The sequence below is a fragment of the Pseudomonas alkylphenolica genome (genome assembly GCF_016009175.1).
In the GTDB taxonomy this organism is placed as follows: Bacteria; Pseudomonadota; Gammaproteobacteria; order Pseudomonadales; family Pseudomonadaceae; genus Aquipseudomonas; species Aquipseudomonas alkylphenolica_B.
On the sequence record NZ_JADUCM010000001.1, the window covers coordinates 127,534 to 152,102 of the forward strand.

The window sequence follows — 24,569 nt, forward strand, 5'->3', positions numbered from 1 at the left end:
CGATGGACAGGATTACGCCGGCTGTTGGAAAAAATGTTCACCCGGTCACCCCAGGCTCGGCGGAGGCATCGCTTGTGACGCCTTCGGTAGAGCCGACGGAAGCACTGGGGCAATTCGACTACGTGCGCACCCGGGTCGTGCCCTTGCGGGCAGAGCACCTCGAGCGCCATCGTATTGTCGCCTACAACAAAAACTCGAACATGAGTTGGGCCTTTGACCTGTTGCGCACCCAGGTGCTGCAGACCATGGAGGAGAACGGCTGGCGCACGCTGGCGATCACCTCGCCGACACCCGAGGCGGGTAAAACCGTCCTGGCGATCAACCTGGCCATGAGTATTGCCCACCACACCACCAAGACGGCGCTGCTGGTGGACTTTGACTTGCGTCGGCCACGGGTCGGCAGCAGCCTCGGGTTGCCAATGGACAAGTCGCTCAATGAACTGCTCGCCAACAAGGCCGGGCTAGAAGAGGTCCTGGTCAACCCGACACTGCCACGCTTTGTCGTGCTGCCCACCCGTGAGCCGATTGCGCTGTCCACCGAGATGCTGTCATCGCCAAAGGTGAACAACCTGATCAGCGATCTGCGCGAACGCTATGACTCGCGCATCTGCATCTTCGACCTGCCGCCGCTGCTCAGTTCCGACGACGCGATCACGGTATTGCCCAAGTTCGACTGCGTGCTGTTGGTGGTGGCCAACGGGGTGAACAGCAAGAAAGAGATCGAAGACTGCCTGTATCACCTGGCGACAGCCAACCTGATCGGTTCGGTGTTGAACAAGGCGGAGCCGCAAACGCGCTCCTACTATTGAATGCGGGTGCGCTACCCCTGGTGTCTGGGCTTTGCTTGCAAGCCTTAATGCCAGGGGTATTGCTGTTCCCAGTTCCAGGCGTGGGTGACGATTTCTTCAAGTGACGCATGCTGCGGCTGCCAGCCGAGCACGGCGTTGGCCTTGCTGGCGTCGGCCACCAGTCGTGGCGGGTCGCCGGCACGTCGTGGCGCAAGGCTGATGTTGATCTGACGCCCCGTGACGGCGCAGGCAGTATCGATCACCTGTTGCACGGAAAAGCCCTGGCCATTGCCGAGGTTGAACGCGGTGCTCGTTCCGCCCGACTGCAGGTAGTCCACCGCCAGTGAATGCGCGGACACCAGGTCGGCTACGTGGACATAGTCACGTATGCAGGTGCCGTCCGGGGTGCTGTAGTCATGGCCAAACACGGTGATGGTGGCGCGGCGGCCGGATGCGGCTTGCAGGATAAGCGGTAGCAGGTGGGTTTCCGGTTCGTGGCATTCGCCCAGTTGCCCGTCAGGGTCGGCGCCGGCGGCGTTGAAATAACGCAGGCACACCGACTTCAATCCGTAGGCGCAGTCAAAGTCTTCGAGTATCTGCTCCACCATCCACTTGCTGCGCCCATAGGGGTTGATCGGCGCCTTGGGATGTTCTTCGTCGATCGGCACATACTGCGGGTCGCCATACACGGCCGCACTGGATGAGAAGATCAAGTGCTTGATGCCGGCGCGCACCATCGCCTGCAGCAGTGTCAGGGTCGCCGCTACGTTGTTCTGGTAGTACTTGCCCGGGTCGCTGACAGACTCGCCCACCTGAATGAACGACGCGAAGTGGAACACCGCATCAAACTGATATTCGGCAAATAGCGCATCCAGGGCGCGCACATCGGCGATGTCGAGGCCTACCCATTTGATCCTGGGCGCCGTAGGTTCGATGTCTGCCACTACCACATCGTGACCTGCATCGAGCAGGTGCTTGACCATGTGCGAACCGATGTAGCCTGCACCGCCGACAACCAGAAACTTCATCCAAACCTCCTGGAATCTGTTGTTGTACAAATCGTCCCTAAAAAGCGGGTTGCGGTGCTACGTGATCAGGCGTTTACGACACAGGCCTCCAGTGACTGTAGATGGCGATATGCCCTATTTCAAGAACAGCCAATTGGACATCTGCTGGCCATCAAAGCTGATCAGGTAGCGCCCATCCTGGTAGCTCACCGGCAGTTCTTTGGGCGGTGAAGCGGCGCTGTGGCTGAACAGCTTCAGGCCCTTGGCGGCCTTGATGCTGAGCGTGCCTTCGAGAGGCTCGACATTGAACGGTGTCTTGTCGTTTTCCTTGGGAACCGCCCGGGTACCGAGGGATATCAGCAACTCGCGCGACTGGCCGAGCGGTTTGGCATCCAGGCTTTGCACCACGACACTGGCGTAGGCGGTTTTCACCCTGACCTCGATGGTGCCCAGGCTGATCGATTGGCCACCCAGCCAGCCGGTGGCGGCCTGGGTCAGCGGTGTGTCGATGGTGTAGAGGCCTTGTTGCCAGTTGCGCTTGAGCTCACCGGTGTCGGAGGTTGCCTCGTTGGCGCCTGCGTCCAGCAGCGACTGGTCAGGGTCATGCAGCACCTTGGCATCTGCGGGAATCACGCTGGGCTGCAACCAGGGCAGCGCGGGTGTTGGCGGCATGGCGATCTGCAGCTTGCCTTTCTCCATGGCGGTGCGCAGCAGTACCGACTCGCTCGGCGAGATCGAGCGGTTGAACAGGGTGTCGGCGCTGGGGGCGAAGACGTAGCGGGTGTTGGCTTCGTGGACATCGCCACGGCGATAGAGCAAGGCAGCGGCGGGGAGGGTGGCAAGCAACGCCGGGTCATTGTAGGCGTGCCAGTTGTCCGCCGACTGCCAGGCTTTGTTGAACGCTTGCTGGCTGTAGGCATATTGCATCAGCGCATCCCAGCCCTGATAGCTGGCGGTGCCGGCCACATACAGTGGCAACGAGTGGCGGTCCGGCACGGGGAACGGCTCGGCGTTCCACTCGGTGACGGTGAGCGGCGTGTTCACCACCTGGGCGGCGCCCAGCCAGTTGATCATGCCGTCGCTGGTCAGCGGGTTTTTCTCCAGCTGGCCCAGGCCACCATAGCTGTGGGCATCGATCACATCGCCCGTGGTCAGCGCCGGTAACGAACTCAGGCCATTGCCGCCCCAGGTGCTGGTGGTGGCGATAGGAACCTTGACCCCAAGGCTGCGCAAGTGCTCGATCATGTCGACGTTGAAGCGGTGCTCCAGGTCGTTCAGAAACAGCTTGGACGGGCCGTGCTCCCAACTGCGCCAGGTCTTGTCTTCGGGCAGGTCGTGGCGTGCGGCAAAGGCCTTGGCCTCGTCCATGAACAGCCGGCTGTGCTTGGGCACCTCTTTGTCCGGCAGCAGGGCATTGCCGAAGTGGTGGGTGATGTCGTTCTCGTTGGTGATCAGCACGGCGGCAATTGCCGGATCATCCTTGTAGGCAAGGCCGGTGTAGGCGTTCACATGAGTCAGGTAGTCCTGGGCAAAGCGTTTCATCGCCTGTTGTATGCTCAGGTTCACATAGGCATAGCCTTTGAGTTCGGTGCTGCGCTCACCCTTGGCCAGCTCGTCAAAGCCGTAAATGTTGTCTTTGGCCACGAGGGGGCGCTGAACATGCAGGTCGAGCCAGACATAAATGCCTTCGTCCTTGAGGCATTTGATCCACAAGTCGATCTTGCGCTGCGACTCGGCACTCAAGTGCTGGGTGTCTTCGATCAGCGGGCCGTCACCGTAGGTGTTGCCGAAAATATTCGGGCTGACCCAGGCCGAGTCATGGTGGTGCAGGCGGACCAGGTTGAAGCCCAGGGCAGACAGGCGTTTGGCCTGCAGCCTGATTTCCTCGTCAGGGGATTTGAAGATCGCGAACGCTGACAGGTTGGTGCCCCAGAAGCGGGCGGGCGTGTTGTCGGCAAACTGCAGCTGTTCGCCGGCGGCCTTGACGAAGCCGCGTTTGCCAGCGGGTTTTTCCTGGGCGTTGAGAAACGACAGATCGACCGGTGACGTGCCCCAGTCCAGCTGGTCGTCTGGCCATTTGCTGGTGTCTGCCAGGCCAAAGCGTTCGGTGGTGGTAGGGCCCAGGGCAATATCGCCGGTCAGGCTCAGCTGGGCCTTGATCTGCTGGCGGCCGGGGGTGATGGTGTCCTTGTAGAAAAACGCACGGATTTCATCGCTGTTGCCACGCTCGAAGTACACCGTCGCCAGCGGTGGCTCGAAACGCATCTCGACCCGGCGTGCCTGCGTACCCCAGGCCCAGCCGCGGTTGTCGGGCAGCAACACCGGCTCACCCATGTCCCCGCCAAACAGCGCCGGGTCGAACTGGAACATGATGCCGCCGCCTTTAATCCACCATTGCTTGCTGTGGGCGTCGAGGTCGAATGTCCAGGTCAAGGTCTGCGGGTTTTCCTTGCGTACCTCTGCCGCGAGGTCGAAGTCCAGGTCCTTGTTCTTGCCTGCCAGGCTGTAGCTGTAGGGGCCGTTGACCTTGAGCCCGCCGTAGAAGCCGGTCCAGTTCCAGTTTGCCGCCCAGAAGTTGAATTTCGCCTGCATCGCCGGGCCACCGCCGCGGGTGATGCCGGGCAGGCCGGTCTGTTCATTGACGCTGACGACCCAGTCCGACGCCACGCTTGCAAGCGGCAATACGAACAGGCCAACGAGCGCCGAAGCCCGCATCAAGGGGCGCAGTGTGGTCATGGGCATTACCTGGGTTGAAGGCTGGCATTGGCAAGGGGCGCTGTCTGGGTGTGCTTGAGCCGGCGGGCCATCTGGATATAGGCCGCGCCCAATCCGCCCAGCGACCAATACACCACGGGGATCACGGTGATGCTGCTGACGGTGAAGATGATCACCAGCACCCCGATCAAGGTCGCCAGCAGTGAGCGCCCGAGCAGGCGTCGTTCGTCGTCCTTGTCGGGAAACAGGCGCAGGGACTTGTGGATACCCAGCAGCACGCTGGCAAAGAACGCCACGAACAGCCCCAGGCCCACCAGGCCGATGCGCAGGGCCAGGTTCACGTAGGTGTTGACGATGTCGATGATGCCTTCACCCTGGATCATCGATTGCATTTCCGGGGTATTGCGGAAGTCGAATGAGCCGAACAACGGGTTGCGCTGGATGACGATCCACGAGTTGTCGAGCAGGCGCTCGCGGTAGGTGATGTTCTCTTTTTCCAGGTTGCCGATGTAGGGCAGCATGTCGAGCACCTTGTCGCCGCCGGGTACGATGGTCAGCAGGGGAATGCTCAGCACGCCGGCGATGGCCAGCAGCGACAGACGCTTTACCGCGCCACGGCCAGTGGCAATAAAGGCGGCGACAATGATCACCGCGCCGATCCAGGGGCCACGCGACAGCGGCACAAACAGCCCGGCGCCCAGCAGCAGGGCGCCCAGTACACGGTTGAGCTTGCTGCGTACAAACGCCTGCACGAAGAGGAACAGGCCGATCGCCACACTCATCACATAGCCCAGCGCGATGGCCTGGCCTGCAGTGGCGCTGGCCCGCAACGAGCCGCCGCGGCTCAGGTAGCCGGACATGCTCCACTCCATGCCCATGGCATTGGTCAGGGCGCTGTACAACAACCAGTGGCGGACGGTTTCGGCGACGCCGATCAGCGCCAGTACAAAGGCGGCGAGGACAAACGCCAGGAGCGCGTCCTTGAAGTCGGCGAGGTTTTTCAGTGCGCGGCTGGCGACGTAGTACGGTAGGAACACGTCGACATACAGGTACAGCGCCTGGCGCAAGGTGTCGGTAATGGAGGTTTCGCGCAGGTACAACAGGCCCATGAGCGCAATGCTGGCGCCAAGAAATTTGTCTGGCCAGGTGCGGCCAAAGGCCACGGTATCGGGCTGCTTGCTCAACGCCAGTGCTGCCGGTAGCAGCACGCACAGGGTCAGCAGGCGAATGCTGTTGAGGTCGATCACGTAGTTGATCACGCCGAAGCCCGGCACCGGCACCGAGGCCGTCGGAATCAGGAACAGCAGCATGAAAAACAATGCCATGGGGTTGCGTTCGCGCTTTCGTGCGAGGGTCAGCACGACAACGGCGACGGCCGCATACACCCAGAAGCTATGGGAGAAAAAAGCCACCAGGGTCAGGCCGAACCACAGGTTGCGCCGGCGCTTGAAGTCGGCGTAGGGAATCAGGTCTGTCGCGGGGCGGCGGGCCAAGGTGAACACGATGCCGGCCACAAACAGAATGACGATCAGAGCGCGAAAATGTTCAGGCATTGGCTACGGGCACCTATCCGCTGGTGGACGACGGCTAGCATCATGGCTAATTGAAACTATAGTTACTTCTAGCCATTCAGTCAGAGATGATTTTCTGCAGAAAAACTGACGCATGGAGCTGATTTCATTGCCGGGGGTGGCCGGCCTGTTGGAAACCCTGACCTATACTGCGTATGGCGTACGTGGCGCAACGCTGTGTGAACTGTGGGGTAAAAAAGGCGATTGGGGTGTTTCTGGCGTAGTTAAGTCACTAAGTCTCTATAAAACTTATATGGCATAGGTCCAGGGATCATGGGGAAACTTCAGTTTAGTACGCTGCAGTTGGGTCGCAGGGGATTTCTTCACGGTTGTGTGGTGCTTGGCCTGGGGGGCGCAACGTTCGGTTTTTCTGCGAGCGCAGCAAGCAAGCCTGCCGCTAGAACCGAGTTTGTCGTCATCAACGGATGGGTATTGCCTTCCCAGTACTTCCGGAAAGTCCCAGCATGATCAAGGATTATCAGTCGCAGAAAGCCCTGCGTGACGGTTACGATTTCTGCATTGTCGGGGGCGGTCCGGCCGGTATCACGCTGGCGTTGCAGCTGGCGAAAGCAGGCTGGAGCGTGGTGTTGCTCGAAGGCGGCGGGCACGAGTACGCGCCGCGTTCGCAATCGCTGTACCAGTGCCCCTCGACCGGGCTTGAGCTGTACGCCGAAGAAACTCGCTTGCGCTACCTGGGCGGTACCTCCAATCACTGGATGGGCCGTTGCCGGCCGTTCGAGCCGTCTGATTTTTCGGTCACCCCACCGGGTACGATGCCCGGTTGGCCCATTGCCTACGCAGACATCGAACCTTACCTGGCCGGGGCCATGGAGATTGTCGACCTGCCCAACGGGCAGGACTTCAAGACGGTCAACCCGGGTTTGGGCGGTGGCGACTTCGACGCCGACCGCTTTCTGCTCAGCCCGCCAACGCGCTTTGCGCAGAAATACGCCACTGCCCTTGAACAGACACCCGGGCTTGAGGTGTTCATCAACTGCAACTGTGTCGACCTTGAATTCGACCCGGCATCGGGCCGGCTCGCGGCCGTTCAGGTATCTGACTATGACCTGCACCGCGAGCGCCTGGTGGCACGCAACTTCATCCTTGCCAGCGGCGCCATCGAAAACGCCCGGCAACTGCTCAATAGCCAGTCGCTGGCAGCGGCGGGCGTGGTGAAGAAGGACGGCCTGGTCGGGCGCTGCTTCATGGAGCACCTGAACATCGACATGGGGACCTTCATATTGAATGAGGGGCAAGACCCGGAGCCGCGCCAGTACTACACCACCGATGCCTTCGTCGCCGAGTATCGCGCGGGCAAAGGCAATGTCTCCGCCGCGCTGCTGTCGGAGGTGAGGACTTACGGTCGAACGGCAGAGGTGAAAGACTTTCTGGAAAACCTCAGCTGCGAAATGGGCATCGCCCACAAAATCGATTTCATCGCCAAGTTCAGTTGCCCCGGTGACGGCGTCATCGGCACGATGATCGAGCAGTTTCCCAACGCCCAGAGCGGCATCTCCCTGCTTGAGGAGAAAGACGCACTGGGTATGGCCAAGGCCCATGTGCACTGGGAACTGAGTGCTGACGACCGGCGCACCATCAAGTGCATCGGCACTGAGCTGGCCAAGCAGTTTGCCGAGACGGAGCTTGGCTTCGTCAAGCTGAACCCCTTTGTGTATGACGCCTCGGTGCCGCTGAAAATGTCCCCCCATGCCCACCACATGGGCACCACGCGGATGGCCGCCTCAGCTGAATTCGGTGTGGTCGATCGTGACTGCAAGGTGTTTGGTACCGAGAACCTCTATGTTGCAGGAAGCAGCATTTTTGCCACGGGCGGGGCCTCCAACCCGACGATGCCGCTGTTGCAATTCGCTTTAAGGCTGGCCGATCACCTCAACGACAAGATGAAGTCGTCGGGTTCCAGCGCTGTTTGAATCGATATCGCAAGTGCTACAGATTGAAGTCGCAGCAAAGTGGTTGAAACGGGTTGAGTGCGAAGCGGTCAGCAACAAGAAAAACGAGACCGTATTCGCCTCAGGGTCAGTCAAGGAACGCATTACGCGCGAGGCTACTAATCATGCTTGGATGGATTCGCAAGGCAGTACGGCATTACGCCAACACCACCGGGCGCGGCGCCTCGACCTGGAAAAAACTCTGCCACCCCACGCCGCGTGAGTGGGGCGAGTATCAAACGCATTGGGGCAAGTTTCATTCGATCGGAAATAACTTCCACATGAACATCGGTTGCAACGTAACCGACCCGGCCCTGGTGCGCATCGGTACCAATGTCGGCTTATCGGACTGCACCCTGATCGGTCACGATGGTGTGGTGGCGCTGATCGAGCTGTGCTATGGCAAGCAACTGGATTCGGTCGGTTACATCGACATTCGCGACAACTGCTTCATCGGCCACGGCTCGATCGTCATGCCGCGCGTGACCATCGGCCCCGACTCGATCGTTGCCGCTGGCGCGGTGGTCACCAAGGATGTGCCGCCGGGCACCGTGGTAGGGGGCAACCCTGCCAAGGTGATCTGTACCACCGAGGAGCTGATCCGACGGGTCGAGGAGCGCTGCAATGCGTACCCGTGGATCGACCTGATCAAGGACCGCAAAGGATCGTTCGACCCGGCACTGGAACCGCAACTGGCGGCGGCACGGAGGCAGTACTTTTACGGAGACGGCGCCAATGGATAACAAGCCCGTCGATGTGCTGGTGGTCAACTTCAACACGGCCACACTGCTGCAGCCGATGTTCGACGCCCTGCGCCAGGCCGATAGCGAGGCATTGGCCAGCTACCTGGTGGTCGACAATGCCTCGGTCGACGATTCGCTCGACCGCCTGGCCAAGGTCTGCCCCGAGGCGCTGGTGGTCAGCAATGCCAAGAATGTCGGCTTTGGCCGGGCCAACAATCAACTGCTTGAGCACCTGCAGGGCAAGTACGCGCTGCTGCTCAATACCGATGCGTTTGTCTCGCAAGACTCTCTGGAAAAAACCGTCGCGTACATGGACGCCCACCCCGAATGCGGTGTGCTGGGGGTTCGTCTGGTGGGGCGTGACGGCGACCTGCAACCCAGTTGTCGCTATTTCCCGACACCGTTGAATGTCTTTGTTTCGCGGACCGGGCTGGGGCGCTTTTTCCCCGGGCTGAAAATGGTCGATGAAATGGACTGGGGCCATGACGCGGTGCGCGAGTGCGACTGGTTGCCCGGTTGCTTCTACCTGGTGCGCCGCGAGGTGCTCGACCAGGTCGGGTTATTCGACCCGCGGTACTTTCTTTATTACGAAGAAGTGGATCACTGCAAGCGGGTCAAGGAAGCGGGCTGGAAGGTGGTGTTCTACCCGCACACCACCGTCGTGCATATCGGCGGTGAAAGTTCCAAGTCGGTCGCTGAACTGGAGGCGGCCAGCCGGCAGATATCGTCGTACCAGATCGAAAGCGAACTGCTGTACTTTCGCAAGCATCACGGCGTGCCGGGCCTGGCCTTGCACATGTTCCTGGTCAACCTGGGCGACCTGGTGCTGGCCCTCAAGGCACTGCTCAAAGGCCGCGGCTGGGCTGCCATCCGCGCCTGCTGGCTGCATAGCCGTGCCACCTGGGCATCGTTGTTCAACACCCAGTTTGCGCGTCAACCCACACGGTAGGTGAATCCATGTTCGACAACATCAAGGCGGACTTGCGTGCGCACGGTGGCGACTGGGGGGCTCAGGGGTTCTGGGTATTGCTGGTGTACCGCTTCGGGCGCTGGCGTTACGGCGTGCGCCCGGCCTTGCTGCGCAAGCTGCTGTCGTTTGTCTACAAGGTGCTGTTCAAGTTCGTGCAGATCATCACCGGGATCGAGCTGCCGTGCGAGGTGGAGATCGGCAAGAACTTTGTCATCGACCATTTCGGCGGCATTGTCATCAGCGGCTATGCTCGATTCGGCGATGACTGCCGTATCCGCAACGGCGTGGTGGTGGGCTTGAAGAACGTCAGCGAGCCCATCGCTCCGGTGTTCGGCAACAACGTCGATATCGGCACCGGCGCCAAGGTGCTGGGCAACATCCGGATTGGCAACAATGTCGTGATCGGTGCCAACGCGGTGGTGTTGATCGATGTGCCGGACAACTCGGTGGCGGTCGGGGTGCCGGCGACGATCAAGGCGAGAAAGCCCAGCGAACAGGTGGAATACCCTGAGTCGGCCTGAAGGTTGTCGCGGTGAATCGGATGCTCCGTTGAATGCAGGTGGGTGAGGCACATGGTGACTGGGATCGGCGTTGTGGTGATCGGTCGTAACGAAGGTCAGCGGCTGGCGCGTTGCCTGGCGTCTGTGCTCGGTACGGCTGATGCGGTGGTGTATGTCGACTCGGGCTCCACCGATGGCTCTGTGCAGCTTGCCCGCGATCGCGGCGTGCAGGTGCTGGCGCTGGACATGACCCGGCCTTTCACCGCAGCCCGGGCGCGCAATGAAGGGTTTGCCTGTTTGCAGCGCGCGTTGCCCGATGTGCGTTACGTGCAATTTGTCGACGGTGACTGCGAAGTGGTCGACGGTTGGCTGGCCACGGCGCAGGCGTTCCTGGCGGCTCATCCTGAGGTGGCCGTGGTGTGCGGCCGGCGCCGTGAGCGCTTTCCACAGCGTTCGGTCTACAACCTCTTGTGTGATCTTGAGTGGGACACGCCGGTCGGCGAGGCCAAGGCCTGCGGCGGCGATGCATTGATGCGCGCGGACGCTTTTGCGGCGGTGTCCGGCTTTCGCCCGGGCCTGATCGCCGGTGAAGAGCCCGAGTTGTGCGTGCGCCTGCGCGCCGCTGGCTGGAAGGTGTGGCGGCTGGCCGAAGAGATGACCTTGCACGATGCCGCGATCACACGCTTCAGCCAGTGGTGGCAACGCAGCCTGCGCGCAGGCTATGCCTTTGCCGAAGGTGCTGCGCTGCATGGCGCTGCCCCTGAGCACCATTGGCAGCGTGAGTCGCGCCGGGCCTGGACCTGGGGCCTGGGCATACCGCTGGCTATAGTGCTGGCCAGTACCCTGCTGGGGAGCTGGGCGCTGTTGCTGTTGTTGATCTACCCGTTGCAGGCCGTCCGCCTGGCCCGGCGCGGCGCCCGGTCGCCCCGGGAGAACTGGCTGCAGGCGGTGTTCCTGGTGCTGGGCAAGTTTCCTGAAATGCTTGGGCAGGTGAAGTTCCTATTGAACAGATTCGGTGCCGGCAAAGCGGCATTGATCGAGTACAAGTGAGATCCCTATGGCGTTTCGAACGATAGTGACCAGTGTGCTCACCCTGCAACCCGGCTACTCATTGCGGGCGCTGAACAACAAGTTCAAGTTGGCGGTATCGATCGCCCGGGAGTGGCCGGACCTGCGTGCATTCCTGCAGCGCATGTCGACGGCGCTGGGTGAGGAGGGGGTTGAGCGGCTGGGCGTCGACAGTATCGGCATGGTGCAATGGCCCTACATCAGTAAAGGCTGGCAGCCCCGTGAGCGCCTCGAGACGGTGGCCTCGCATTATGAAGTCGTCGCCAGCCGTTTTCCGCCGCTGCTGTTGCTGGGGCGTGAAGAGCGCCTGGTGCTCTGTGACCTGTCGCACTACTCCAGTGGCTGCAGCCTGGTGCTGGACCGGCCGATCTGGTTCAAGCGCGAAGGGGAGTTGGTGCTCAACGTGTTCCAGAGCGATTTGCGTGTGGCGTCGCTGGCATTCACCTTGAGCCAGTCACAGGGCGAGTTGTGCCTGTTCATTGGCGCCGTCCAGGGCATCCACAAAGGCATCGACAGCGAACGCTCGCTGGAGATTTACCGCGACCTGACCAAAGACTTCGAGGGCCTGCGCCCCAGAAGCTTTCTGCTTGAAGCCCTCAAATGCGTGGCGCGCAGGGTGGGGGCGGCGCGAATCTATGCTGTCGGTGATCAATTCCGCCATCACCGCCATCCGTATTTCGGCGCCGACAAGGGCCAGGACCTGGCTGCCAACTACGACACCATCTGGCTGGAACATGGCGCTACAGCCTCGTCGCGCGAGGGTTTCTTCACCCTTCCCCTGGAATCGTCCAGGCGCGCGGCCGACGACATTGCTGCAAAGAAACGCGCAATGTACCGGCGCCGCCACGCGCTGCTCGATGACGTGTTTGTCCATATCGAGGCGGCCTTGCCGGGTGCTGATGCCAACAGGCCCGAGCCTCGCCAGCAGCTGGAAAGCACCCTGCAACTGCAACAGGACACCTCGTCATAGCTGCCCACGCCAGGGCTTGAATAACGCCGGTTACAAGTTGGGACGCCATGCGCATAGCTTATTTCATCAATCAGTACCCCAAGGTCAGCCACAGCTTTATCCGCCGCGAGATTCTGGCGTTGGAGCGCCAGGGCATCGAGGTTCAACGCATTGCCTTGCGCGGCTGGGACGCCGAGTTGCAGGACGCGGAAGATATAGCCGAACGGGACAAAACCCGCTACGTGCTGCAAGACGGCGTCAAAGGGTTGTTAGCGCCGACACTGCACGTGCGGCGGGCGCAGCCGCGGCGGTTTTTTTCGACCCTGTGGCTGGCCCTGCGCATGGGCCAGCGCGCTGATCGTCCCTGGCCTTACCATCTGGTCTATCTGGCCGAGGCGTGCCGGGTAGTGCAGTGGTTGCAGGCGGCTGAGGTCAACCATGTGCATGCACATTTCGGCACCAATTCGACCGAAGTGGTCATGCTTGCCAATGCCCTGGGCGGGCCGGCTTTCAGCTTTACCGTGCATGGGCCGGAAGAGTTCGACAAACCGCAGTTTCTGCATGTGGGCGAAAAGGGCCGGCGCGCAGCCTTTGTCGCGGCGGTCAGTTCCTACGGGCGCAGCCAGCTGTTTCGCTGGGTGGCGCATCGGCACTGGGCCAAGGTGAAGGTGGTGCATTGCGGCCTCGAGCGTGCGTTTCATGAGGTACCTGCCGTGCCTGCAACGGCGGCCCCGCGCCTGGTGTGCGTGGGGCGTTTGTGCGAGCAGAAGGGGCAGTTGCTGCTGATAGAAGCGGCGCGGATGCTTGCCGCCCAGGCCTTGACCTTCGAACTGGTGCTGGCAGGCGACGGCGAAATGCGCGAGGAAATCCAGGCGCTGATCGTGCGCTATGGCTTGCAGGCGCATGTGCGTATTACCGGCTGGATCAGCAGTGCGCAAGTACGCGAAGAGATCCTTGCCGCCCGTGCCCTGGTGCTGCCGAGTTTCGCCGAAGGCCTGCCGGTGGTGATCATGGAGGCCATGGCCTTGCGCCGCCCGGTACTGACGACCTATGTGGCGGGCATTCCCGAGCTGGTTCACCCGGGTGAAAACGGCTGGTTGTTCCCCGCCGGCGCCGTGGACGAGCTGGCGGCGGCAATGGCCGATTGCCTGGCGCAACCGGTCGAGGTGCTGCAACGCATGGGCGAGGCGGCGTATCAGCGGGTGTTGCAACGGCACGATATCGACACCGAAGCGGCCAAGCTGGCCAGCTACTTCAAGGCATCGGCATGATTACCTTACTGGCGTGGTTGCTGGGTGCAGTGGCAGTGCTCCTGCTGCTGCCGGTGCTGGTGCTGTTCGCGCAGGTGCTGCTGGCCTGTATGCCAGCGCGCACTCAGCCACCGCTGCACGGTGCGCGTGGACGGGTGGCGGTGCTGGTGCCCGCGCACAACGAGGCATCGATCATCAGCGCGACGCTGGCGAGCATCGGCGTGCAGTTGCACGAAGGCGACCGCTTGTTGGTGGTGGCCGACAACTGTTCCGACGACACTGCCGCGCTGGCCGTCGCCGCAGGTGCCGAGGTGGTGGTGCGCAGCAATGAACAACAGCGGGGCAAGGGCTACGCGCTGGACTTCGGGGTACGGCATCTGGCGGCGGGTGCGCCGGATGTCGTCATCATCATCGATGCCGACTGCCAGGTAGGCGAGGGCGCCATTGACCACCTGGCCCGCCGATGCAGTCAGGCCGAGCGGCCTGTGCAAGCCCTCTACCTGATGCGCGCACCTGCCGGGGCCGGCTTGAAAGTGCAGATCGCCGAGTTTGCCTGGCGGGTGAAAAACTGGGTGCGGCCTCGCGGCTGGGCACGCCTGGGCTGGCCTTGCCAGCTGATGGGCTCGGGCATGGCGTTCGGTTGGCGCGACCTGGCGCGGGTCAACCTGGCCAACGGTCACCTGGTCGAGGACTTGAAGCTGGGCCTGGATTTTTGCGCCAACGGCAAGCCACCGCTGTTTTGCCCGGATGCACAGGTGATCAGCTATTTTCCCGGCAGTGATGAAGGCCTGAAGAGTCAACGGACCCGTTGGGAGCATGGCCATCTGGGTGTGCTGCTGGCCGATGCGCCGGCACTGATCGTTGCCTCGATTGCCCGCCGCCAGTGGCACTTGTTGGCCATGACGCTGGACTTGATGGTGCCACCGCTGGCACTGCTGGTGTTGGCGCTGGTGGCGGTGTTCAGCCTTGCCTGGCTGGTGTGTTTGCTGTTTGGTGTGCTGCTGCCCGCGTTGCTGGCCACACTGGCGATGGCACTGCTGGGCACCGCGGTGCTGGTGGCGTGGAGCCGATTCTCTCGCGACGTGATCGCGTTTTCGGTACTGATGTATGCACCGTTCTACGCGCTGAAAAAGATCCCGTTGTACCTGGGGTTTTTGATCAAGCGCCAGGTTGAATGGGTACGCTCGAAAAGGGATGACAGCTAATGGGCAAAGCGACGCTGCAAACTAGCTGGAAAGCCGTCATTGGCAAGCTCCGTGTGGTCAACGATGACGCTGAAGAGCGGCGCTTGCTTGACACCCTGGCCGCGCCTGAACGTGCCACCGTGGTGGGTTTCGTCAATGCCCACGCCATGAATCTGGTGGCGGGCAACGCGCAATACGCCGAGGCGTTGCTGGCGGCCGACGTATTGCTGCGCGATGGCGCCGGCATGAAAATCCTGTACCGGCGCCTGGGCCTGGAGCCGGGCCTGAACATGAACGGCACCGACCTGATTCCTAAATTACTCGCAGCGTACAAGGGGCGGCGAGTTGCGTTCTGGGGCACGGAAGAGCCGTTTCTGACCCAGGCGGCAGAACGCAGCGAAGCGCTGTTCGGTGTGCACCTGGTCTCGGTGCAGCACGGATTTGCCGACGTGCAGACCTACATCGACCTGGCCCGGCAACTGCAGCCGGAACTGATCGTTCTCGGCATGGGCATGCCCAAGCAGGAGGCCGTTGCGGCCCGGCTGGCCAGCATCGATGCGCCGAGCCTGATCGTGTGCGGCGGGGCGATCCTGGATTTTCTCGGCGGCAAGGTCACGCGGGCGCCGCAGTGGTTGCGCCAACTGGGGGGCGAATGGGTGTACCGGTTGGCCCACGAGCCGAAACGCTTGTTCATGCGCTATGTCGTGGGTAACCCGATGTTCCTGGCACGCACCTTGTTGTGCAGCAAGGCAACGGCGCAGGACACCCCCGGCACGCCCCGAGGTACCTGAAGGCAGCGACCGTTTCAGACCAAGGGTACGTCCGAATCCGCCAAATGCTAGGGCAGGGGTGAATCCGTCCGCGCGGGTTGCCGGGTGCTGCTACAGTGATATCAACCGCACCTGCACGTTGAGGAAGTCTGCGCACAGGCAACGGTATCAGTCTTTTGAGCGCGTGCCCGCCGCCGGGATGTGCGTCTCGAGTCGTTGATGGTTCAGCGGAGGATCTTGCCCAATGGATGGATTATCACGCCATTGTCGACCTCGACAGGGCTTGTCTGCAGTGGTGGCAGCAATCGCGCTGCCACGCGAGATTCAAGCGTGCCTGCGTGGCGCCATCCCGGACCGACACTGCATCGGCTCCACACCTCCTCTCAAAAAAACGCGGCGCACAGCGGGCCGGGGCGTCGGGGTGCGCAGCGAATTTGTGTGAGTTGCCAGCACGTTGCTGAAGGGTTTTTTACGTACGTTAGGTTGGTTTTTGGCGTATCTGTCTGATGGGAAGCGTTTGGTATCTCAAATTGATGAGGTCTGACAATGGTGTTCGAACCCCGAAGCAGTCGTTCCTTGCTCCAGCGCAGAAGCAGCGTCAGTAACGCCATTCAGGCGGGCCTCGACGGGATTGCGGTGATCGGTGTGGCCTGGTACCTGATCTATGACCAGATCGGTTACATCACCTCCGATTACGTGATCATGCTGCTGTTGCTGATTGGTGCGCTGGCGGTGATCTACGACCATTACGCGATCTACCGCAGCAATGTCGGGCTTTCCATCAAGGCGTTCCGGCTGTTCAAAGCCTGGTCGGCGACCTTCTGTTTCCTGGTGGTCATGGCCTTCCTGACCAAGCAGAGCGAGAAGTACTCGCGGCTGCTGGTGGGGGAACTGTTCGTCATCGGCTACTTCGTGCAATTGTTCCTGCACTTTGCTGTGCGCGAAGTACAGAAGCGCTTTATGAAGCACGCCTATCGACTGGAAAATGCGCTGATTATTGGCGCCGGTGATCTGGCCAATTTCCTCCAGCAGAAGATCAGCAACAACCCCTGGTTTGGCGAGCGCATTGTCGGCTGTGTGCTGATTGGTGACGGCGAGGACCATGGCCGCGACAACCCCGATGGCAAGCAACGCCTGTCGGTTCTGGGGCATATCTCCGACCTTGACGAAATCGTCGCGCAGCACGCCATTCGTACCGTGTACCTGGTCACACCGCTCAGTGGCTCCGAAGTGATCAACGAGGTGTACCTGAAGCTGCTCGACAAGTGCATTTCCGTTAACTGGGTGCCCGACATCTTTTCCTTGCGGCTGATCAACCACAGTGTGCGTGAAATTGCCGGCATTCCCGTGCTTACCCTGTCGGAAACACCGCTGACCGGCATGAGCCTGTTCCTCAAGAACCTCGAAGACCGGGTGCTGGCAGCGCTCATTCTGCTCTGTGCATCACCGGTACTGCTGACGATTGCCCTTGCTATCAAACTCGACAGCCCCGGGCCGGTGTTCTTCCGCCAGGAACGCATGGGCTGGACAGGCGAGTCCTTTCGCATCTGGAAATTTCGCAGCATGCACGTTCACCAGCCCGAGGACGGTGTGGTCAGGCAGGCGCAAAAGCATGACCCGCGCCTGACCCGGGTCGGTGCTTTCATTCGCCGCACCAGCCTGGATGAACTGCCTCAGCTGTTCAACGTGTTGACCGGACAGATGTCGCTGGTAGGGCCGCGCCCGCACGCCTTGCAGCACGATACCCAGTACTCGCAGGAGATCGTTGATTACTTTGCCCGCCACAACATCAAACCGGGCATGACGGGCCTGGCGCAGGTGCGGGGGTTTCGCGGGGAAACCAAAGACATCGAGCAGATGATCCAGCGGGTTGACTCCGATATCGAGTACATCAACAACTGGTCGCTGTGGCTCGATTTCGTGATTCTGGTGCGCACGCTTAATGCCTTTACCGGCAAGCATGCGTATTAAAGGGTTCTTCCCGGTGTGAGCTTATCCATTCCCTGTGGCGAGGCTGCTGGCCCCTTCCGCCCTTACGGCGGGTCCCTTTTGTCTTGGCAAAAGGAACCAAAACCGCCTGCTCCTGCATACGGCCCTACGCTGCGCTCCGGGTCCCTTCGCTCCGGCGCCCTCCAGGGGCATCGCGGCCTACGACTTGCTTCGCCAAGTCTCCGGCTCGCGAACTTCGGCCAAGGCCGAAGGGTGCTGCGCACCAGCCCCCTCCGGACACCTCCACTCAGCCTCCTGAAGTCGCAAAAGCAATCGGCGGCGCCGATACGGGCGCATCTTCGAAATCAAATACCGACTAGCTGTTGATCTTGCTCTTGATCTTGAAGCTCGCAATCTCAGCCTCAGCCCAAGAATCCCCCGCGATTGCGTGAAGAACCTATCAAAGCGCCTCAAGACGCTCCGACAGCAACGCCGCATCCAGCGGCTTCTGCAGCACACGAAACTCACTGGCCGCGGTCGCCTCATGGCAGGCCCCGGAGGTGTCGGCGGTGATGATCATCGCCGGCACATCGGTCCCCAGGTACTGACGCGCCTGGGCAATCGCCTGCAGGCCGTTCATGCCATGCAGGCGAAAGTCACTGAGGATCATGTGCACCGGCGCCGGGCCCTTGGCCGCTGCGTCGCCATGGCAGGCGCAGGCTTCTTCAACCGAGGCGCCGGCATACACCCGGTGGCCCCAGGTCTCCAGCAACTGGCTCAGGGCGTCGAGCACGGTGCTGTCGTCATCGATGATCAGAATGCCCAGGGCATTGCCGGGCACGCTTGGCGCGGGGAGATGCCGGGAGGTTGCAGGTGCGGTAATCGGCACCCGGATGCAAAAGCACGAGCCCCGGCCCGGCACCGACGCCATGTGCAGTTCATGGCCCAGCAGCCGCGCGGTATGACGCACGATCGCCAGGCCCAGGCCCAGCCCCTGGCTGCGATCGCGTTCCGGGTTATGCAACTGCACGAACTCATCGAAAATCTGCTCGCGAAAGGCCTCGCCAATACCGGGGCCGCTGTCGATCACCTGGATTTCCAGGTGCTGGCCGCGTCGACGGCAACCGAGCAGCACGCCGCCGTTCTCGGTGTAGCGAAAGGCGTTGGCCAGCAGGTTGTCGAGGATTCGCTTGAGCAGCACCGGATCGGTGTCGAGCCACAACCGGCTCTGGCGTACCCGCCAGCGCAGGTCCCGTGCGCGTGCGGTGGGTGCGAACTCGTCGGCAAGGTCGGTGAACAGGCGCTGTACCGACACCGCTTCGCGGTGGACGCTGACCACGCCCGCGTCCAGGCGCGAGATGTCCAGCAGGCCATTGAGCAAACCGCCGAGATTACCGATCACCGCACCCAGGCGCGCCGCCACATTGCGGGCCTTGTGGGCTGCGACGTCGCCGCGCTCGGCCCGCGCGGCCAGCCCGGCAACGAACAGGCTCCGGGCATGGATGGGGTGACGCAGGGCGTGGCTGGCGGCGGCCAGAAACCGCGACTTGGCCTGGTCGGCGGCCTGGGCGCGGTCACGCTCCTGTTCCAGGCGTGCAACCAGGTCGACATTCTCCAGGCGCAGGCGGATGGTCTCGTACAGGGTGCGGTAGGTGATCCGGCTGTAGTACAGGTTGACTCCGGCGAGGCACGCCAGAAAGAACAAATAGGTGGTGTACGTCTCCCCGGCGCCCAGCAGACACTGTAAAGTGAGCGGCGCCAGCATGGCCACCAGCGAGCCGGCATAGGCCGCGGGGAACGCCGACAGCGACGGTACCGCGCCGCAGACAAGCCCGGTCAGCACCACGGCGGTAAAGGCCTGCAGCTGCGGATCGCCGGTGGCAAAGCCCACCCAGCCGACCAGGCCCCATAGCAGGCTGGCCAGCCACGACAGCACCGCGGCGTGCCAGCCCCAGGTCTGCGGATGCTCCACGCGCGAAGCGGACTGACTGAAGTAGCGTTTCGCGTGCAGCACCCGGCACAGCGTCAGCGCGTACATGGCGAGGATCCAGGCAACGATCCCGGCCAACGGCAGGGCGTTGCGAAAGATGTAAGCGACCGGCAAGGGGATCACGAAATTGGCGAACAACACCGCGTAAGACTGGCGAAACAACAAGTCGACAAAGTACTTGCGCTGGATAACCTCAGGCATGGCGACATCTCAAAAGAAGAGCAAATGACATGGAAGTTAACCGCCTCAAGGTGTTGATCGCCGACGATCATAGCATCGTGCGTGACGGCCTGAAGTTCCTCCTCTCGACCCGCGATGATCTCGACGTGGTCGGTGAAGCGGCCCACAGTGAAGAAATACTCGCAGTGCTGGCGCAGCAACCGGTCGACGTCCTGCTGCTCGACCTGGGCATGCCGGGTGTCAACCGCCTGGCGTTCATTCGCGAGCTGCGCCGCGACTTTTGCGCGCTGAAAATCATCGTTCTGACCGCCAACATCGACCTGAGCACCATCCGCGGCGTACTGGAGTCGGGGGTGCATGCCTACATCTCGAAAACCGATGACAGCCAGGAGCTGTTCGCGGCCCTCGACGCCGTTGCCCAGAACCGCCTGTACCTGGCGGTTGCCGTGCGTTATGTCGTCGATGGCCATGGCACCAGCACCCCACAGTCAGATCTGATCGTCAATGCCGAACTGACCGCGCGTGAACGCCAGATTCTCGCTTTGATCGCCCAGGGCGCGAGCAGCACGGAGATCGCCGGGCGCTTTTGCATCAGTGCGTTCACGGTACGCAAACACCGGGAAAACCTGATGCGCAAGCTCGACCTGCACAACACCGCAGAACTGGCGGCCTACGTCGTGCGCCTTGGTTTGCCCAGCGCCTGATCCTTCTCGGCCAGCATCCAGCGTAATGCACGCCGGTTAAAATACGGCAACTGTCGTATTTCCTCTCCAGGGCCCCGGCCCTAACCTGCAGCCCTGGTATTGCGCTGCTTGCAGAGTCACCCGGCCACTTCCCTCAGCGTCTTCCAGACCCGGACCCTACGCGTCACTCATTGGAAGAGCACACCCATGTCTGCCCATCTCTGGATTCCGTTTGCCATCGCCACCCTGGCGTTTGCCTGCATGCCCGGCCCCGCCATTCTGTACATGACCAGCCAGACCCTTGCCCACGGTCGCACCGCGGGGTTGAAAGCGGCATTGGGCATTCACCTGGGCTGTTACGTGCATATCGCTGCGGCTACCTGTGGCCTGTCGGCCTTGATGCAGGCCGCGCCCATGGCGTTCGTGGTGCTACGCCTGGTCGGCGCCGGTTACCTGATCTGGCTGGGGGGCAGCATGATCGTCAACAGCCACAAACCATTGACGGCGGCCGAGCTGCACAAGCCCGGGGTGCTGCGCGACAGTGTGGTGGTGGAGGTGCTCAATCCGAAGACGGCGCTGTTCTTCCTGACCTTTCTGCCGCAGTTTGTCGATGCCACCAGCAGTGCGCCGGTGTGGCTGCAATTTCTGCTGCTGGGCAGCTTCGTCAACCTGGTGTTTTCCCTGGCTGACGTGGCCGCTGTGCTGGGGGCCTCGCTGCTGCTGGGGCCATTGTCGGCACCGGGCCTGCAACGCCTGGTGCCGTGGGTAAGCGGCACCATCCTGATCGGGCTGGGGTGTGTGCTGGTGCTGCAAAGCGGCTTGCCTGTGGCGTAGCACTCAGCAACTGACACTGTTCAGGAACGTACGATCAACCAGGCGGATGCTGTCGCGCCCGCCACGCTTGGAGTCGTACAACGCCGCATCGCCCTGTTCGATCAACGCCGCCAGGCTCGCCGGTGGCTGGTCGAACAGGGTCGCGCCGACGCTCAGGGTCACCGCCTCAGGGGTGGTGAATGCCTGGGCGGCGGCCTGCTGGAACTGTTCGCGCAGGGCCTTGGCCAGCGTCATCACCCGCTCACCCGAGGCGTTGCTCAGGAGGATGACGAATTCGTCGCCACCCAGCCGGGCTGCCAGTGCGCCCTCGGGCAGGTGGGTACGGATCATCTCGCTCAGGGTAATCAGCAGGCGGTCACCCGCCGCGTGGCCGTGCAGGTCGTTGACCCCTTTGAAGTTGTCGATGTCGATCAGCAGCAGCGCACCGGGACGTGAACTGGAAACACCCTCGAGCAGGCGCGGCGCACGCACTTCCAGAGCGCGGCGGTTGTACAGGGCGGTCAGCGGGTCGCGTGCCGCCAGCCGGGCAATGCGGGCTTCGCGGCGGTGGCGCTCGGTGCCGGTCATCGACAGGGCGATGAGCATGATCGCCATGGTGCCTTCGACCAGAGAGATCTGGATGATTTCACCCTGAAATGCCGCCAGATTGATCAGCGTGCCGGGCACCACAGCCACCAGGGTCTTGACCAGATAGAATAGGCCGTGGGCCAGCAACACGTAACGCAACTGCCCCGCGCCAACACTCAGCGACTTGCCGTGCGGGCGCAACAGCAAACTGGCCCTGAGGGTCAGCACGGCCACCAGCAGCGAGTTGGCCAGCAGCATGACCTTGGACCACCACTGGCCGTCGGGTAACAGCAGCAGGGCGCCCCAGGCGGCAAACACCAGGTACCAGGCGGGTGACAAGCGCTTCTGGGTAAAGCGCGCCACGCCCATCAGGAACAGCCAGTGGGCCAGTACCAGCAGGCCGTTGGCGAACCAGATGCCGATCAGCAGCAAGCCGCTGATGCGCAGCAAAGCCAGGGTCGAGCCGACGCTGATGGTGGCAAAGCCTGCGCTCCAGAACAGCAGCGAGGGTTCGCGGATACTGCGCCACTCGATCGCCAGGTACAGCGCCGCGGCGGCTGCCAGGGCAATCGAGAGGGTGAGCATTGTGGGAGGGTCAAGCGCCATAGCCAGCCTGATGCGTGGGAAAGATGCCCGATTGTAAGCGCTCGCGCGGGTTTTTTCCTGTCGGCAGTTAAACCTTTCAGCGCCTTTTTTCGGCTCGTAATCAGGGGCGCCGCAGCCTCGTTCAGACCAGCACAGGCGCCAGCGTGCACGCGGCGAGGTCTTCGAGGAACGCGTGCAGGATAGGTGGCGGCGACACCCCACGGCGGGTGATGACATCGAAGGGGGAGGTCAGGTCCAGGGTGCTGGCGCCCAGGCGGCGCATTTCACCGGTCTTGACCCACTGCTCGGCAAAGTGCACCGGCAGAAAACCGACGTAGGCACCGGAGATGATCAGAATTGCCGCCGCCTCGATGTTTTCCACCGTGGCTGCGGCCTTGGTCATGCCCAGTTGTTCCAGATCGTACTGGTGCATGTAGCCACGCACCACCAGGCGGCAGGCGCGTACCTCCTCAAGCAAGCGCCCGTTCGCCGCCTTGCTGGCGTACAGCGGATGGCGGCGCCCGCAGTACAGCCCCAGGGCCTCGTTGTAGAGCGGAAGGTAGGACAGCCCCGGCACGTGCAGCGGAAAATGACCGATGGCCAGGTGCAGGCGGCCATCGAGCACCCGTTCTTCCAGTTCCGCCGGGGCCCCGATGTAGATGTGCAGGTGGGCGTCGTGGCCGCGGGAGACAAAGCGTTGGGTGGTGCGGGGCAGGGGTGAGTCCGGGTCGGTCAGGGTCGAGTCGATGATGCCGAGGTTGAGCTTGCCGCTGATGTGCTGCTTGAGCACGTCGGCGTCCATGCAGAAGTTCTCCACCGCACTCAGCAGGCGCAGCGTCGCTTCGTGGATGGCCACGCCTTGCTCGGTGAGGCGAAAGCCACTGCGCCCGCGCTGGCAGAGCTTGACCCCGAGGCGGGTCTCCAGGTGCGTCATCTGTTCGCTGATGGTCGACTGACCGGCATTGAGGGCGGCCTGTGCGGCTGAAAAGCCCCCGCAGCGGACAATGGTGGTGAATACCCTGAGGAGCTTCAGATCGACATCGTGGAGCTGGATCACCCGGACCTCCCATGCGCATGTCACATCGCTGGCGCTGATATGACCGTGCGGTCAGTGTTTTTTTCCGCAAGCTAACCATGTGCGACCGTTCGCCGCAATGCCTGCGGTTTGGAAAAGTCATTGCGGGCTAAAGCGATTTTTCCGGGGCGAGCGGGGTGCAAGCGGATACTTCGGATCTGGCGATGTATGCATCTGGACTTGCGCATTTTTCCGTGGACGACCTGCCGCCATAGTGGCTGCAACGGTGGTCGAGCAGTCGCCCCGTCTCCTGACCAGAACAATAATTGGAGAAACTCGAACATGGCAAAGCACGGTTATGAATCCGGCCGCTTGAACCTGCCCTTCGTGGGCCATTGCACCTTCGCCAAATCGCCCATCTGCACCGACTGGGAAGCCATCGATGCCGATGTCGCGATCCTCGGTGCCCCCAACGACATGGGTACGCAATGGCGCTCTGGCGCACGCTTCGGACCGCGCGGCATCCGCGAGGCATCGACCCTGTTCTCCTTCGGCCATTCCGGCGCCTACGACTTCGAAGACGACGCCACCTACCTGACCGACGACCAGGTGCGCATGGTCGATGTCGGTGATGCCGATATCGTCCATACCGACATGGCCACCAGCAACGCCAACATCGAAATGGCCGTGCGCCAGATCCTCGCCTCGGGCGCCATGCCGGTAGTACTGGGCGGCGACCACTCGATCCACGCCCCGGTGATCAAGGCGTTCGAAGGCCGCGGGCCGATCCACATCGTGCACTTCGACGCGCACCTGGACTTCGTCGACGAGCGCCATGGCGTGCGCTACGGCCACGGCAGCCCGCTGCGCCGCGCTTCGGAGCTGGACCACATCGTCGGCATGACCCAGATGGGCATCCGCAACGTGTCCTCTTCCAACCGCGACGACTACGATGCCGCCCGCGAAGCCGGCTCGCAGATCCTTTCGGTACGCGACGTGCGCCGCCTGGGGTGTGAAGGCGTGCTGGCGAAGATTCCTGAGGGCCGCGACTACTACATCACTATCGACATCGACGGTTTCGACCCCTCGATTGCCCCGGGCACCGGCACACCGAGCCACGGCGGCTTCTTCTACTACGAAGTGCTGGAAATCATCCAGGCGCTGGCCAAGCGCAGCGAGGGCCGCATCGTCGGCATGGACCTGGTGGAAGTGGCCCCGGCCTACGACCCGGCAGGCGTTACCTCGATCCTCGCCGCGCAGCTGCTGATGAACAGCATCGGCTTCATTTTCCATGCGCGCGCCCGCGCCCGTTGATCCGGAGC

At 62.2% G+C, this 24,569-nt stretch carries 20 protein-coding genes; 14 read left to right on the forward strand and 6 right to left on the reverse strand.

Translation table 11 applies throughout. From position 1 onward, the window contains the following. The first annotated feature begins 2 nt into the window (after positions 1 to 2). Positions 3 to 809: a CpsD/CapB family tyrosine-protein kinase gene (locus I5S59_RS00690; protein ID WP_197874927.1), complete on the forward strand. Its 807-nt coding sequence runs from the start codon at positions 3 to 5 to the stop codon at positions 807 to 809. A gap of 44 nt (positions 810 to 853) precedes the next feature. Here the strand turns inward: I5S59_RS00690 and galE are convergent, their stop codons facing one another. The 3 genes from galE to I5S59_RS00705 all read right to left on the reverse strand — a co-directional run bounded on the left by galE (position 854) and on the right by I5S59_RS00705 (position 6,063). Continuing rightward, complete coding sequence (gene galE / locus I5S59_RS00695) at positions 854 to 1,816, reverse strand: UDP-glucose 4-epimerase GalE (RefSeq protein WP_197874928.1); 963 nt, start codon at positions 1,814 to 1,816, stop codon at positions 854 to 856. A gap of 114 nt (positions 1,817 to 1,930) precedes the next feature. Next, positions 1,931 to 4,537, reverse strand: a complete 2,607-nt coding sequence (locus I5S59_RS00700; protein WP_197874929.1) for a glycosyl hydrolase family 5 — start codon at positions 4,535 to 4,537, stop codon at positions 1,931 to 1,933. Continuing rightward, complete coding sequence (locus I5S59_RS00705) at positions 4,537 to 6,063, reverse strand: O-antigen ligase family protein (protein ID WP_197874930.1); 1,527 nt, start codon at positions 6,061 to 6,063, stop codon at positions 4,537 to 4,539. Before I5S59_RS00705 ends, I5S59_RS00700 begins: the two co-directional genes overlap by 1 nt. 482 nt (positions 6,064 to 6,545) lie before the next feature. Between I5S59_RS00705 and I5S59_RS00710 the strand changes: the two genes are divergently transcribed. The 10 genes from I5S59_RS00710 (at position 6,546) to I5S59_RS00755 (ending at position 17,435) form a co-directional block, all read left to right on the forward strand. Further along, positions 6,546 to 8,012 carry an FAD-dependent oxidoreductase gene (locus I5S59_RS00710; RefSeq protein ID WP_197874931.1) on the forward strand — a complete coding sequence of 489 codons (1,467 nt, stop codon included), beginning with the start codon at positions 6,546 to 6,548 and terminating at the stop codon, positions 8,010 to 8,012. Positions 8,013 to 8,155: 143 nt separating this feature from the next. Further along, positions 8,156 to 8,773: an acyltransferase gene (locus I5S59_RS00715; protein ID WP_197874932.1), complete on the forward strand. Its 618-nt coding sequence runs from the start codon at positions 8,156 to 8,158 to the stop codon at positions 8,771 to 8,773. Then, positions 8,766 to 9,722, forward strand: coding sequence for a glycosyltransferase family 2 protein (locus tag I5S59_RS00720; protein WP_197874933.1), 957 nt, complete (start codon positions 8,766 to 8,768; stop codon positions 9,720 to 9,722). Before I5S59_RS00715 ends, I5S59_RS00720 begins: the two co-directional genes overlap by 8 nt. An 8-nt stretch (positions 9,723 to 9,730) precedes the next feature. Then, complete coding sequence (locus I5S59_RS00725; protein ID WP_197874934.1) at positions 9,731 to 10,264, forward strand: serine O-acetyltransferase; 534 nt, start codon at positions 9,731 to 9,733, stop codon at positions 10,262 to 10,264. 51 nt (positions 10,265 to 10,315) lie between these two features. Continuing rightward, positions 10,316 to 11,293, forward strand: a complete 978-nt coding sequence (locus tag I5S59_RS00730) for a glycosyltransferase (RefSeq protein WP_197874935.1) — start codon at positions 10,316 to 10,318, stop codon at positions 11,291 to 11,293. Between the two features lie 7 nt (positions 11,294 to 11,300). Further along, positions 11,301 to 12,281 carry a DUF535 family protein gene (locus I5S59_RS00735; protein WP_197874936.1) on the forward strand — a complete coding sequence of 327 codons (981 nt, stop codon included), beginning with the start codon at positions 11,301 to 11,303 and terminating at the stop codon, positions 12,279 to 12,281. 47 nt (positions 12,282 to 12,328) lie between these two features. Continuing rightward, the gene (locus tag I5S59_RS00740) at positions 12,329 to 13,531 is read left to right on the forward strand and encodes a glycosyltransferase (RefSeq protein WP_197874937.1); all 1,203 of its coding nucleotides are present in this window, start codon (positions 12,329 to 12,331) and stop codon (positions 13,529 to 13,531) included. Beyond that, positions 13,528 to 14,715 carry a glycosyltransferase family 2 protein gene (locus tag I5S59_RS00745; protein ID WP_197874938.1) on the forward strand — a complete coding sequence of 396 codons (1,188 nt, stop codon included), beginning with the start codon at positions 13,528 to 13,530 and terminating at the stop codon, positions 14,713 to 14,715. Before I5S59_RS00740 ends, I5S59_RS00745 begins: the two co-directional genes overlap by 4 nt. Further along, positions 14,715 to 15,485, forward strand: coding sequence for a WecB/TagA/CpsF family glycosyltransferase (locus tag I5S59_RS00750; RefSeq protein ID WP_197874939.1), 771 nt, complete (start codon positions 14,715 to 14,717; stop codon positions 15,483 to 15,485). The genes I5S59_RS00745 and I5S59_RS00750 overlap by 1 nt, the downstream gene beginning before the upstream one ends. 525 nt (positions 15,486 to 16,010) lie before the next feature. Then, on the forward strand, positions 16,011 to 17,435 hold the full coding sequence (locus I5S59_RS00755) for an undecaprenyl-phosphate glucose phosphotransferase (protein WP_197874940.1): 1,425 nt from the start codon (positions 16,011 to 16,013) through the stop codon (positions 17,433 to 17,435). A gap of 418 nt (positions 17,436 to 17,853) precedes the next feature. On the opposite strand, the gene I5S59_RS00760 is transcribed toward I5S59_RS00755, so the two are convergent. Then, a complete protein-coding gene (locus tag I5S59_RS00760) occupies positions 17,854 to 19,584 on the reverse strand; it encodes a hybrid sensor histidine kinase/response regulator (protein WP_197874941.1) in 1,731 nt (576 codons plus the stop codon). A 29-nt stretch (positions 19,585 to 19,613) separates the two neighbouring features. On the opposite strand from I5S59_RS00760, the gene I5S59_RS00765 reads away from it, so the two are divergent. Further along, positions 19,614 to 20,267, forward strand: a complete 654-nt coding sequence (locus I5S59_RS00765; protein ID WP_197874942.1) for a response regulator — start codon at positions 19,614 to 19,616, stop codon at positions 20,265 to 20,267. 186 nt (positions 20,268 to 20,453) lie between these two features. Beyond that, entirely contained in the window at positions 20,454 to 21,080 is a 627-nt protein-coding gene (locus I5S59_RS00770) for a LysE family translocator (RefSeq protein ID WP_197874943.1), read from the forward strand. A gap of 3 nt (positions 21,081 to 21,083) precedes the next feature. Here the strand turns inward: I5S59_RS00770 and I5S59_RS00775 are convergent, their stop codons facing one another. After that, complete coding sequence (locus I5S59_RS00775) at positions 21,084 to 22,253, reverse strand: GGDEF domain-containing protein (RefSeq protein ID WP_197874944.1); 1,170 nt, start codon at positions 22,251 to 22,253, stop codon at positions 21,084 to 21,086. Between the two features lie 121 nt (positions 22,254 to 22,374). Continuing rightward, positions 22,375 to 23,289: a LysR family transcriptional regulator gene (locus I5S59_RS00780; protein ID WP_197874945.1), complete on the reverse strand. Its 915-nt coding sequence runs from the start codon at positions 23,287 to 23,289 to the stop codon at positions 22,375 to 22,377. A 300-nt stretch (positions 23,290 to 23,589) separates the two neighbouring features. Here I5S59_RS00780 and speB point away from each other — a divergent pair, with 300 nt between their 5' ends. Beyond that, a complete protein-coding gene (gene speB, locus I5S59_RS00785) occupies positions 23,590 to 24,561 on the forward strand; it encodes an agmatinase (protein ID WP_197874946.1) in 972 nt (323 codons plus the stop codon). The last annotated feature ends 8 nt before the right edge of the window (positions 24,562 to 24,569 follow it).

Bases quoted from the DNA above. Each gene is read 5' to 3' on its own strand.
- I5S59_RS00720 (WP_197874933.1), top strand. From the start codon at position 8,766: ATGGATAACAAGCCCGTCGATGTGCTGGTGGTCAACTTCAACACGGCC.
- I5S59_RS00715 (WP_197874932.1), top strand. From the start codon at position 8,156: ATGCTTGGATGGATTCGCAAGGCAGTACGGCATTACGCCAACACCACC.
- I5S59_RS00745 (WP_197874938.1), top strand. From the start codon at position 13,528: ATGATTACCTTACTGGCGTGGTTGCTGGGTGCAGTGGCAGTGCTCCTG.
- I5S59_RS00750 (WP_197874939.1), top strand. From the start codon at position 14,715: ATGGGCAAAGCGACGCTGCAAACTAGCTGGAAAGCCGTCATTGGCAAG.
- I5S59_RS00775 (WP_197874944.1), bottom strand. From the start codon at position 22,253: ATGGCGCTTGACCCTCCCACAATGCTCACCCTCTCGATTGCCCTGGCA.
- I5S59_RS00690 (WP_197874927.1), top strand. From the start codon at position 3: ATGGACAGGATTACGCCGGCTGTTGGAAAAAATGTTCACCCGGTCACC.
- I5S59_RS00735 (WP_197874936.1), top strand. From the start codon at position 11,301: ATGGCGTTTCGAACGATAGTGACCAGTGTGCTCACCCTGCAACCCGGC.
- I5S59_RS00730 (WP_197874935.1), top strand. From the start codon at position 10,316: ATGGTGACTGGGATCGGCGTTGTGGTGATCGGTCGTAACGAAGGTCAG.
- speB (WP_197874946.1), top strand. From the start codon at position 23,590: ATGGCAAAGCACGGTTATGAATCCGGCCGCTTGAACCTGCCCTTCGTG.
- I5S59_RS00710 (WP_197874931.1), top strand. From the start codon at position 6,546: ATGATCAAGGATTATCAGTCGCAGAAAGCCCTGCGTGACGGTTACGAT.
- I5S59_RS00755 (WP_197874940.1), top strand. From the start codon at position 16,011: ATGGTGTTCGAACCCCGAAGCAGTCGTTCCTTGCTCCAGCGCAGAAGC.
- I5S59_RS00725 (WP_197874934.1), top strand. From the start codon at position 9,731: ATGTTCGACAACATCAAGGCGGACTTGCGTGCGCACGGTGGCGACTGG.
- I5S59_RS00740 (WP_197874937.1), top strand. From the start codon at position 12,329: ATGCGCATAGCTTATTTCATCAATCAGTACCCCAAGGTCAGCCACAGC.
- I5S59_RS00700 (WP_197874929.1), bottom strand. From the start codon at position 4,537: ATGCCCATGACCACACTGCGCCCCTTGATGCGGGCTTCGGCGCTCGTT.
- I5S59_RS00770 (WP_197874943.1), top strand. From the start codon at position 20,454: ATGTCTGCCCATCTCTGGATTCCGTTTGCCATCGCCACCCTGGCGTTT.
- I5S59_RS00705 (WP_197874930.1), bottom strand. From the start codon at position 6,063: ATGCCTGAACATTTTCGCGCTCTGATCGTCATTCTGTTTGTGGCCGGC.
- I5S59_RS00760 (WP_197874941.1), bottom strand. From the start codon at position 19,584: ATGCCTGAGGTTATCCAGCGCAAGTACTTTGTCGACTTGTTGTTTCGC.
- I5S59_RS00765 (WP_197874942.1), top strand. From the start codon at position 19,614: ATGGAAGTTAACCGCCTCAAGGTGTTGATCGCCGACGATCATAGCATC.
- galE (WP_197874928.1), bottom strand. From the start codon at position 1,816: ATGAAGTTTCTGGTTGTCGGCGGTGCAGGCTACATCGGTTCGCACATG.